Genomic DNA, 8,892 nt, shown 5'->3' with positions numbered 1-8,892 from the left:
GCGTCAGGCATCGGCGTGCTCCTCGTCGGAGGGCGCGGCGGCGCCGCGCAGGATGGCGGCCAGCGACGGCAGGCCCGGGGTGATGGGGCGGTCGGGCAGGCGCGCCGGGATGCCGCGCACCGGGCGCAGGGTGCGGACGTTGCGGCCGTCCACCAGGAAGGCGACCTCCTCCGGGTGGTCCGGAATGCCCGTGACCAGCAGGACAGGCGTGGCGCCGTCGTAGACGGTGACCGACAGGGACAGGTGGAGCGGGGGCGTCATGCGCGGCCCTCCGGGGTGGCGCTGGCGACGTCCACCAGCACGTCGTCGGCGGTGGGGGTGGCGGTCGCCCGGATCGTGCCGGCCGGCGCATCGCCGGACAGCAGGCGCAGCAGCGTCTTCCGTTGGATTTCCAGGACGGCCAGACCGTCCTCCAGCACCTTGGCGTCGCCGGTGCTGGCGAACATCGTGGCGAGGGTGGAGACCCACACGTCGAGCAGGGCGGACAGCGCCAGACCGGTGCCGTGCCGCTTCTCGACCTCGGCCGCGTGGCGAAGCGCCAGGACGGTTTCCGGATGGATGTCCGGGCGGCCCCGCGACGCACGGGCCAGCATGCCGATGATGGCGATCCGTTCCATCATCATGCCCGGCCCTCCGGTTCCAGGGTGGCAAGATCCCGCGGCAGGGTGGTCTTGGTGGCGGCCTGGGCGCCGGCGAGGATGTCGCGCATCAGGGTGGCGAGGTGGGCGCCGGTGCCGGTGGCGTCGGCCAGCCGCGTGACCGCCATCAGGGCCGCGGCGAAGGCGATGGCCGGCCGGTCGCCGCCGCCGGTCAGGGCGGCGTGCAGCTCCTCCGCCAGCGCGGTCGCGCGGGCGCGGCAGCGGTCACACATGGGCCACCGCCCGCCGGGCCAGCCCGGCGATGATCTGGTCGGCGATCGCGGCCGGCGTGCTGTCCATGTGGATGATGAGGGTGACGCCGTACGTCTCGGCGACCAGCACCTCCAGCTCCTCGATGTCGGGCACGGACAGGCCAAGACGGCCGAGCACGGCAGTGTGGGCGACCCGCTCATGGGCGCGGTCGCCGTGGTGAGCGAGGCCGAGGCCGATGGCGACGAAGCCACGGATGGTGCGCTCGACGCGCAGCGCGTCGGTGAGGGGGGCGTCAGCCATGGGCGGGTTCCTCCTGCGGCGCGGCGGGGTGCTTCTTGGTCGCCGCGAGCCGGCGGTCGGCCCATGCCCGCCCCTTCGGCGTCAGCATGTACTCCCGGCCATGCACGCCGCGCCGGGGGTGATCTCCGGCCACGATCCACCCTTCACGCTCCATGCGCGCGATGAAGTCGCTGGTCGGGTGGTTGTGGCCGGGCGGGCGATGCTCATCCCGCACGTGAAGACCGTTTTCGGACGTGATGACGGCCCCTTGAGCGATGCGCAGGATCAGCCGGCCTTGGGCTTCGGTGGGATCGGGCATGGCCGCACCTCACGCGTTCGCAAGGTCGAGGGGGATCAGCTCGTACTTGCCGGCCGTGTTGCGCCGGTAGACGCGCATGTATTCGGCCTTGCCGACGATCTGGACGGCGTCGCGGATCGCCTTCATGGCCTGTGCCCAGGTTTCGCCGGGCACGTCGAAGGTGCAGAGGCGGAACACCTCCGCCGCGCGGATGCGGCCGGCGTCGTCCAGCCCGAAGGCGCGGTTGATGACGGCCTTGAGGACGGGGGAGCCTTCCTCCTCCGCCACCCAGCGCTCCAGCAGCTCCTTGGCCGCCGCGATCTCCGGGCCGAAGGCGATGCGGTCGGCGCGCGCGATCGTCACCTTGTACTGGCGGTCGTAGCTGAAGAAGGACACGTTGCCGGCCTCGCCGCCGACCTTCACGCCGTAGTTCTGGCCGACCAGCTCGACCAGCGCCTGCCCTTCGGCCATGGACGTGGCCTTGAAGCGCGCGAGCTGGCCCGACAGGTGGAGCGCCGCGGTCGCCACGGTGCGGGCGTAATCGTCGTAGAGCGCCACCGTGTCGTGGATGACGGAGCGCGGGATCCAGGAGCCGTTCTCGGTCTGCCAGTGCTCGACGCCGTCGATCAGCCGCGCCGCCCGCGGGACGGACGGCAGGCGGGCCAGCGCGTCGGCGGCGGCGGCGTAGACGGCGCGGCCGTCCGCGCCCAGGAAGTTCGGCAGCTCGGCCAGGATGCCGAGGCAGGCGGCGAGATGCCGGGCCAGCGTCGGGGCGCCGGGCGGCACCCCCGGCACGGGGGGCAGCGCGCGGTCGGGGGCTGCGTGCAGGGTGGCGGTGGTCATGGGTGCTCACCTCCGGGGGAGTGTGACGGCGCCGGCGATCGCCAGACGCTCGCGGTGGAAGGCGGTGGGAAGCGTGGGCTTGGGCGGACGGCCGAGGATGGCCGGGAAGCGGTCGGGGGAAGCCGGCGCCGGGGCCGCGGCCGGCGGGTCCAGGCCGAAGGCGGCGTGAAGGGCGGCGCAAAGGGCGGTGTCGATGGTGGCGGTCATGACCTGGAACCCTCCTTGCCGAGCAGGTCCAGATAGGCGGCGGCCAGGTGGCGGATATCACCGTCGGGCACCGGCGATCCGCCCAGCACGCCCTGCGCGGCCCGCAAGGCGTGTTCCGGCTGCACGGCGGTGACGGACGGGGCGCCGCCGCCCGTGATGTGGGCGTGCACGGTCACGGTCTCGGCGCCCAGCCGCACCGTCAGCCGTTGCCGGCGGGGGCCGGTGTTGCCGATGCACAGCACGGTGCCGGTGCGCCCGCCAGCAACGGTGATCGGGGCGCCGAGCGCGAACGGCCGCGGCGCGGTGACGCACAGGGGGCTGTCGGTCGGGCCGGTCATGCGGCGTCTCCCCCGCCCGTAGGGGCGATCGGGCGGTGTCGACGCGCCGCGAGGTCGATCACCCCGTCGGGGGCCGCCGTCCGCGCGGTGTGCGGCACGAGCTGGCGCTCCAGGGCGGCGGCGTCCTCGGCCATCGCCGCCACGCAGGCGACCAGCGCCGCCGCCTCCGGCGCTCCATAGAAGATTTGGCCCTGGAACGCGTCGCGCTTGCGCGACAGCGCGTTCATCAGGTTCAACAGGTCCCGGCTCAGCATGACGACCCTCCTTCCGGGCGGTGGGGACAGGGGCGGTGGGGGCAGGCGCGGCAGGCGCGCCAATGGGCCACGGCCGCGCGGGATGCGGTGGGCATGGGGCGGCCGGCAAAATCGGCGCAGTCCCGTGGCGTGATGGTCCGGCCCAGATGCGGGCAGGCCACCCCTCCCAGCGTCGCCAGCACCGCGTCGGCCAGCCGGCCGAGCCCGCCCTTGTAGGTGCCCGCCAGGGCCATGGAGACCGCCGGCCGGCTGTACCCGATGCGCCGCGCGGCCTCGGCGGCGCTCGTCCGGGCTGCCTCCTCGCGCAGCAGGGCCAGCGCCTCGGCGATGCGGGCGTCGTCACCCATGGGGCACCTGCCCGGCCGGACCCGGCTGCGAGGCGGCGCCTTCCTCCCGCGCCAGCGGCGCGGCGGTGTAAGTTTCGCCGGTGTTGCGGTCGAACGCCTCGCGGCGGGACCGGCGCACCAGCGGCGCCGCCGGCCCGGTGTCGCGGATCAGGGCGTAGCGCGCCGGCCCCGTGCCGTTGGGAAGCCGGCGCAGATAGCCGCAGTCCCGCAGCGCGCGCAGGAAGTCGTCGGCGCCCTTGCGCACCGTCGCCTCCCGCTCGCCGTCGCGCGCCGCCAGCCGCACCAGGTCGCCCGCCGTGAACTTCCCGCGCAGGCGCATCGCCCGCCACAGCCGGGCGTTCAGCCCCGTCCGCGGCTTGTGCCGGCGCATGGGTGCCGGCGGGTCGCCCGCCGACACCCCGGCCGCGATGCGGAAGCAGCCGCGCTCGTGACGCACCACCTTGCCGGCCAGCACGAGCTGGCGGAGCTGCGTCGCCATCGGCGTCCGCTCGTCGCCGGTTGCGGCGGCCAGCTCGTCCAGCGTCAGACAGGGCGGTTCCGCGCCGGGTTCTGACGGTTCCAGCGCCGTCAGGATGCGGTGGCGGCGTGTGTCGGGCCGGGCCATGGCGTCACGCGCCGGCCGACAGGGAGATGGACGGCGGCACCAGGATCGGGCGGCCCGTCTTGCGGTCGTTCATCAGCGGCTGCCCGGCCATGCCGGCCAGGGTCACCGGCGACGGGTTGCGCCGCGCGAACCGCTCCACCGCCGCCAGCGCCTCCTTGATCTCGCGCACCAGCCCGCCCGACGCCCGGTGGATGAACGCGACCAGATCGTCGGCCACCTCGGCCTCGCAGAGCTGCGAGGCCAGCGCCCGCGTGTCCTCCAGCGACACCGGCCGGAACTCCACCGGCTGCGACACGCGGCTGGCGATCTGCGGGAAGCGGGCGAGCTGGGCGCGCACCCGGTCCATGCCCACCAGGACGAACGGCATCTCCAGCAGGTCCGACAGGTCGCGCAAGGTCTCCAGCACCTCGCGGCTGCGCGCGATGTGGTCCACCTCGTCGATGACGACGCCGAAGTCGCGCCCCTCCATGTCCGCGGCCCGCGCCGCCGCCGACAGCGCCTCCAGCGCCTGCCGGAACATGATCTCGCACGACCGGCCGGGCACCACCTTCAGCTCGCCCAGCAGGTCGCGCAGCATCCAGGCCTGTGTCCAGCCGGCCTTGGCGCGCAGCAGCACGGCACCGTTCTGGACCGTCCACCACTCCACCGCCTCCGACTTGCCCAGCCCCGGCAGGCCATCGACCAGCAGCAGGCACGCCTCCTCGGCCCCCCGCTGCTTCAGGGCGGAAAACGCCGCCAGCAGGCGGTTCACATTGCTCGTCTTGCAGAACGCGTTACGCATGGGTCGTGACTTTCCGGCTGACGATGGCGGCGAGGGCGGTCAGGTCGCACCCCTCGCTCGCGATGAAGGTTCGGAAGGACGGCCGGCGCAGCTCGTCGGCCAGCACCCGGCGGTCCTGGTCGGTGGCGCGCTCGGGATGGTCCTGGAGCCACCGGCACCAGGACACGTCGTCGGCGAAGACCGGCCGCGCTCCGCCGGGCGGCGGGGCCAGGGGCGGGGCCGGCGGAACGGCGGGCGGAGGGCTGGGAAGGGCGCCGGGCTGGGCCGGCGGTTCCGGCGACCGGGCCGCGAGGCGCTGGAACTCAGCGTCGGCCGCCGCCATCTGGTCGGGCGTCAGCGTCGCATCCGCCGCGCTGGCGTCGATGGTCGGCGGCACGCCCCGCGCCTCCGCCGCGATCAGCGCGGCCTCGTCGTTGACGCGCCGCAGTCGGCCGGCGGCCCGTTGCGCCCGCGCATGCTCCACCCGGTTGGCCGGCATATAGTCCGACCGGTTGCCGTCGCGCTCCGCCACACAGATCAGCCGGCCGTCGTCGTGGGTCCGCACCCACACCCGCCCGCCGTCGTGGATGTCGTAGCCGACGCGCACCTGCTCGCCGTGGAACGGCTCCAGATCGCGGTGGAAGTAGCGGCCCCAGGGAAGCTGGATCTCCGCCCGCCACGTCTTGCGGATCTCGTAGGGGCGGAACAGGTCGGCCGCCTCGGTCTCCGACACCGTGACCGGCTGCCAGCCGCGGTCGCGCCAGCGGTCCAGGCATTCGGCGGGCGACAGGTGGCGCATCAGCCCGGTTTCCGCGTCGCGCACCTTGGGCAGGCCGCGGTGCGGGCGCCGGTTGTAGGCCTCGACCTCCGCCGCGATGAAGGCCAGGAAGCCGGTCCAGCTCAACAGCAGGCGCGAGGCCCCGGCCGTCTTCAGGTCCTTGTCGACCAGCTTGGCGACCCGTTTGCCGGCTTCCCGGTCCATGTCGCGGCCCATATAGGTGGGCAGCGTCCGGGCGGCGCGGCGCCACAGCGATTTCTGCGGCCGTTCGATCAGCCCGCGCGCCTGGGCGCGGCCCGGCTCGGCCGTTTCGTGCACCAGCCCCAGCCGCGCGTAGAAGCCGACCAGCTCGTCCGACACGATGTCGTTGACGAAGCCGGACCCGTTGTCGGTGTACAGGATCGCGATCAGGCCCAGGCTGCTGACCCCGTGGCGCAGCGCGTCCATCACCACCCAGGTGCTCTCGGCCAGCCCGGCCGACCAGCCGAAGACATACCGGGTGGCGGCGTCCATCACCGCCACCACCTCCGGCTGGAAGGGGCGGCCGTGCACCGGGTGCTGCACCGCGGCCTTGAAGGTGTGGCCGTCCGCGACGCACACGTCCAGCGGCTCCAGCACCGATGTGTCCCGGCGCCGGAACGCCTTCAGCGCCAGCAGCGCCCGCGGCCCCATGCGGCCCCGCTCGCGCACCTGCGGCGCCACCCGGTCCAGCCAGCGGCGGGCGGTGGTGGTGGTCGGCACCGGGACGCCGGCCGGAAGCTGCGGGGCAAGCTCCTCCAGGCACGCCGGCAGGGAGGGCTTCGTCGGCCGGCGGTACAGCCGCAACAGCGGCTCCAGCCACACCGGCACCGGTGCGGCGGGTTTGGCCTCGCGCGGGGCTAGCGCGTGGACGCCGCCGGCGTCGCGCGCCCGCAGCCACCGGTACACCGTCTCGGCCGACAGGGTGCGCACGCCGCGGTCCTTGCCCCGGCGGGCGTTCGCCGCCGGCACCAGCGCCTGGAGCGCCGGGGCCAGCGTGCCGGCCGCCGCCATCGTCACCACGAGTTGCACCGCCTCGCCCGTCCGCCGGCACAGTCCCGCCGCCAGCAGCCGGTCGATCTCCGCCAGGATCGCCGCACGGGCGTCGCGGACCCGGCGCTGCCAGTCGGCCAGCGCGGTGGGTTCGGCGGCGGGAGCGGCGATGGCCGGGGCGGGGCGGGTGGTGGCGCGCAGGTGGTGACGTGACAGGGCGTCGCGGACGTCCTCGGGCAGGGTGGCGACGGGGTAGACGCGCCCGCCGCCGCGGCCCTGGCGTTCGCGGAAGGGCCAGCCATCACGGTTGGCCTGCCGGATGACGCCGCTTTCGGAGACTGGCAATCCCTGCAACCGCATCTCGGCCAATTGGCGGGCGGACAGCACCGGTTCGTCGGTTACGTCAGGCAGCGCCAGGACGAGCTGTTGGGCGGCCATGGATCAGCCCCCCGCCCGGCGGCGCAGGATGCGGGCCTTTTCGGCCCGCGCCTGCGCGGCGATCTGGTCCAGCCGCGCGACCTCCGCAGCATCCGCCGCCTCGCCCACCAGCACCGTGGCCCCGACCCGGTCGGCCACGCTCTGCAGCACGTCGAAACAGCCGGTGGCGGCGATCAGCGCCGGCAGCCATTGCAGCGGGAACCGGTGCCCCTCGTGGCTCTGGGCCGAACAGGCGTTCAGCATGTGCTCGGAAATGCTTTCGCCCGACAGCTCCGCCATCCGCGCCGCCACCGCCGCCCGGCTCATCCCCCGCACCTGCCGCGCCTCGTCCAGCGCGTAGCTGACCAGCCCGCAGACCAGCGCCGCGCATTCCAGCGAGCCGGGCAGATACGACGGCGGCCGTGACGCCGGGATGCCGCCCAGCGGCAGCGCCCGCTGCCGCTCGTCCGCGACGGTCGGGCTGCGCCGCCGGGTCATGACGCACCCCCTTCGGAAGTGGCGATCACATGTGATGTGATGGAGATGCCGAGCGCCGCCGCCCACCGGAACAGGTGCATGGCCGACGGTTCCGCCCGCCCGCTCTCGTGCCGCTGCAAGGTGGCGACCCCGATCCCGAGCGTAAGCGCAAGGTCGAGCTGCGACAGCCCAAGCTCCCCCCGCCGCCGCAGCAGCCGGCCGGTGAGCTTCATGTATTCGGATTGCCAGCTCATGGTCACGGCAGCCGGGCGGCTGCGCGGAGCACGTCCGCCCGCCACAGCGGATCGAGGAACAGGGCGCACGCCTCGTCACCGGCAACAAAGCCGTGGCGAACGAGGGCGCGCAGGGAGGGGCGCGCATCGCAGAGGACGCTCATCACGTCGTTGGGCGATCGCGGGTGGTGGGGGCTGGCGCTCATGTCTACGCGGCCTCCTGGTCTTTGACGTTGCTTGACGTCGGGGGGGTGGTAGGGTTGCGGCGGATGCGCGGCGTGATGGGGCGCTTGCGGTTGAACGGGCCGGGTCGGCGGGTGCCGTCCGGATCGAACCGCTCGGGCCACAGCACATGGGGGGCGATGCCCAACGCTTTGGCGACCGCCCGCTCGATGCGGGCGGATCGGCCGTCGGCGATGGCCTTGCTCACCGTCTGCTTCTTCACGCCTTCCGCATCCGCGATGGCGGCCAGCGACGTGCCGCGCATCCAGAGCTGACAGACGATCCACGCCGGCAGGATGTCGGCGTTTTTCGGGGGGCGGGAGTGTGACGTGTCAGACTTCATGAGTGTAACATTGCCGAAATCAGCAATGTCGGCAAGCGGAAAATCGTCGTCAGAGTTCCGTGCGACGGATTTCCGCTTCGGCAATGAGCGATTTTCCGCTGAATCAATGAGTTGGCAGAACTCTGACCAGTCAGAGGTCAATCCTGCTCGTCGTCAGAGTTAGCGCCGTGAACTCTGACCGCGAAAGGCTCGCTGAGCGCCTCCGCCTTCTGGCGGATACCGCAGGCGCCGTCACTGCGCTGGCTCGTTCCTGCGGAATACCGCAAAGGACGATGGCAAGTTACTGCAAGGGGGAAACTGAACCGAGGACCACCGACCTTGTGAAGATCGCGCGGGCGATGCGAGTCAGTCTGGAATGGCTGGCCGCTGGTGAAGGCCCCATGCAGGAAAATTTGCCGATTTCGGCAAATTCAGCCGCCGAAAGTCCAGCATTCAACAGGGACGCCCTGGCTGACGTGATCGAGGTTGTTGAAGAATGGTTGCGACGCAACGGCCGCACCTTGCCTCCCTCGAAAAAAGCAGAAGTCTTTACTGAACTTTACGAAATGGCTATTGAAGATAGCGAGCCACGAAGCGCCCGAACAAACCTCCGTGTTGTGGAGCGCATTCTACGCTTGGTTTCGTGAATGT

The 8,892-nt window shown here is 72.7% G+C and carries 18 protein-coding genes; 1 reads left to right on the top strand and 17 read right to left on the bottom strand.

Translation table 11 applies throughout. From position 1 onward, the window contains the following. Positions 1-3 precede the first annotated feature (3 nt). The 17 genes from HL658_RS31220 to HL658_RS31140 are packed head-to-tail and all read right to left on the bottom strand — an operon-like array spanning position 4 to position 8,403. Positions 4-261, bottom strand: a complete 258-nt coding sequence (locus HL658_RS31220; protein ID WP_180286295.1) for a hypothetical protein — start codon at positions 259-261, stop codon at positions 4-6. Continuing rightward, complete coding sequence (locus HL658_RS31215) at positions 258-623, bottom strand: hypothetical protein (protein WP_180286296.1); 366 nt, start codon at positions 621-623, stop codon at positions 258-260. The genes HL658_RS31220 and HL658_RS31215 overlap by 4 nt, the downstream gene beginning before the upstream one ends. Next, positions 620-871: a hypothetical protein gene (locus HL658_RS31210; RefSeq protein ID WP_180286297.1), complete on the bottom strand. Its 252-nt coding sequence runs from the start codon at positions 869-871 to the stop codon at positions 620-622. The genes HL658_RS31215 and HL658_RS31210 overlap by 4 nt, the downstream gene beginning before the upstream one ends. Continuing rightward, positions 864-1,151, bottom strand: coding sequence for a hypothetical protein (locus tag HL658_RS31205; protein ID WP_180286298.1), 288 nt, complete (start codon positions 1,149-1,151; stop codon positions 864-866). The genes HL658_RS31210 and HL658_RS31205 overlap by 8 nt, the downstream gene beginning before the upstream one ends. Next, entirely contained in the window at positions 1,144-1,449 is a 306-nt protein-coding gene (locus tag HL658_RS31200) for a hypothetical protein (protein WP_180286299.1), read from the bottom strand. The genes HL658_RS31205 and HL658_RS31200 overlap by 8 nt, the downstream gene beginning before the upstream one ends. Before the next feature lie 9 nt (positions 1,450-1,458). Further along, positions 1,459-2,271 carry a DUF3164 family protein gene (locus tag HL658_RS31195; RefSeq protein WP_180286300.1) on the bottom strand — a complete coding sequence of 271 codons (813 nt, stop codon included), beginning with the start codon at positions 2,269-2,271 and terminating at the stop codon, positions 1,459-1,461. A 6-nt stretch (positions 2,272-2,277) separates the two neighbouring features. Further along, positions 2,278-2,478 (bottom strand): hypothetical protein, encoded by a 201-nt coding sequence (locus tag HL658_RS31190; RefSeq protein WP_180286301.1) that lies wholly within the window; start codon positions 2,476-2,478, stop codon positions 2,278-2,280. Next, the gene (locus HL658_RS31185) at positions 2,475-2,816 is read right to left on the bottom strand and encodes a hypothetical protein (protein WP_180286302.1); all 342 of its coding nucleotides are present in this window, start codon (positions 2,814-2,816) and stop codon (positions 2,475-2,477) included. Before HL658_RS31185 ends, HL658_RS31190 begins: the two co-directional genes overlap by 4 nt. Then, positions 2,813-3,070, bottom strand: coding sequence for a hypothetical protein (locus HL658_RS31180; protein ID WP_180286303.1), 258 nt, complete (start codon positions 3,068-3,070; stop codon positions 2,813-2,815). The genes HL658_RS31185 and HL658_RS31180 overlap by 4 nt, the downstream gene beginning before the upstream one ends. Further along, positions 3,064-3,417 (bottom strand): transcriptional regulator, encoded by a 354-nt coding sequence (locus HL658_RS31175; RefSeq protein ID WP_211109899.1) that lies wholly within the window; start codon positions 3,415-3,417, stop codon positions 3,064-3,066. The genes HL658_RS31180 and HL658_RS31175 overlap by 7 nt, the downstream gene beginning before the upstream one ends. Next, positions 3,410-4,021, bottom strand: coding sequence for a hypothetical protein (locus tag HL658_RS31170; RefSeq protein WP_180286304.1), 612 nt, complete (start codon positions 4,019-4,021; stop codon positions 3,410-3,412). Before HL658_RS31170 ends, HL658_RS31175 begins: the two co-directional genes overlap by 8 nt. 4 nt (positions 4,022-4,025) lie before the next feature. Next, positions 4,026-4,802 (bottom strand): AAA family ATPase, encoded by a 777-nt coding sequence (locus HL658_RS31165; protein WP_180286305.1) that lies wholly within the window; start codon positions 4,800-4,802, stop codon positions 4,026-4,028. Then, on the bottom strand, positions 4,795-7,008 hold the full coding sequence (locus tag HL658_RS31160; RefSeq protein ID WP_180286306.1) for a Mu transposase C-terminal domain-containing protein: 2,214 nt from the start codon (positions 7,006-7,008) through the stop codon (positions 4,795-4,797). Before HL658_RS31160 ends, HL658_RS31165 begins: the two co-directional genes overlap by 8 nt. Before the next feature lie 3 nt (positions 7,009-7,011). Then, on the bottom strand, positions 7,012-7,485 hold the full coding sequence (locus tag HL658_RS31155; RefSeq protein ID WP_180286307.1) for a hypothetical protein: 474 nt from the start codon (positions 7,483-7,485) through the stop codon (positions 7,012-7,014). Continuing rightward, positions 7,482-7,718 (bottom strand): helix-turn-helix domain-containing protein, encoded by a 237-nt coding sequence (locus HL658_RS31150; protein WP_211109898.1) that lies wholly within the window; start codon positions 7,716-7,718, stop codon positions 7,482-7,484. Before HL658_RS31150 ends, HL658_RS31155 begins: the two co-directional genes overlap by 4 nt. 2 nt (positions 7,719-7,720) lie before the next feature. After that, positions 7,721-7,903, bottom strand: coding sequence for a hypothetical protein (locus tag HL658_RS31145; protein WP_180286308.1), 183 nt, complete (start codon positions 7,901-7,903; stop codon positions 7,721-7,723). A 2-nt stretch (positions 7,904-7,905) separates the two neighbouring features. Continuing rightward, complete coding sequence (locus HL658_RS31140) at positions 7,906-8,403, bottom strand: helix-turn-helix domain-containing protein (protein ID WP_180286309.1); 498 nt, start codon at positions 8,401-8,403, stop codon at positions 7,906-7,908. Between the two features lie 26 nt (positions 8,404-8,429). Here HL658_RS31140 and HL658_RS31135 point away from each other — a divergent pair, with 26 nt between their 5' ends. Next, entirely contained in the window at positions 8,430-8,888 is a 459-nt protein-coding gene (locus HL658_RS31135; protein WP_180286310.1) for a helix-turn-helix domain-containing protein, read from the top strand. The last annotated feature ends 4 nt before the right edge of the window (positions 8,889-8,892 follow it).

The organism is Azospirillum oleiclasticum (assembly GCF_013423485.1).
Classification (GTDB): Bacteria; Pseudomonadota; Alphaproteobacteria; order Azospirillales; family Azospirillaceae; genus Azospirillum; species Azospirillum oleiclasticum.
This window is presented reverse-complemented; position numbering and strand designations above follow the sequence as displayed.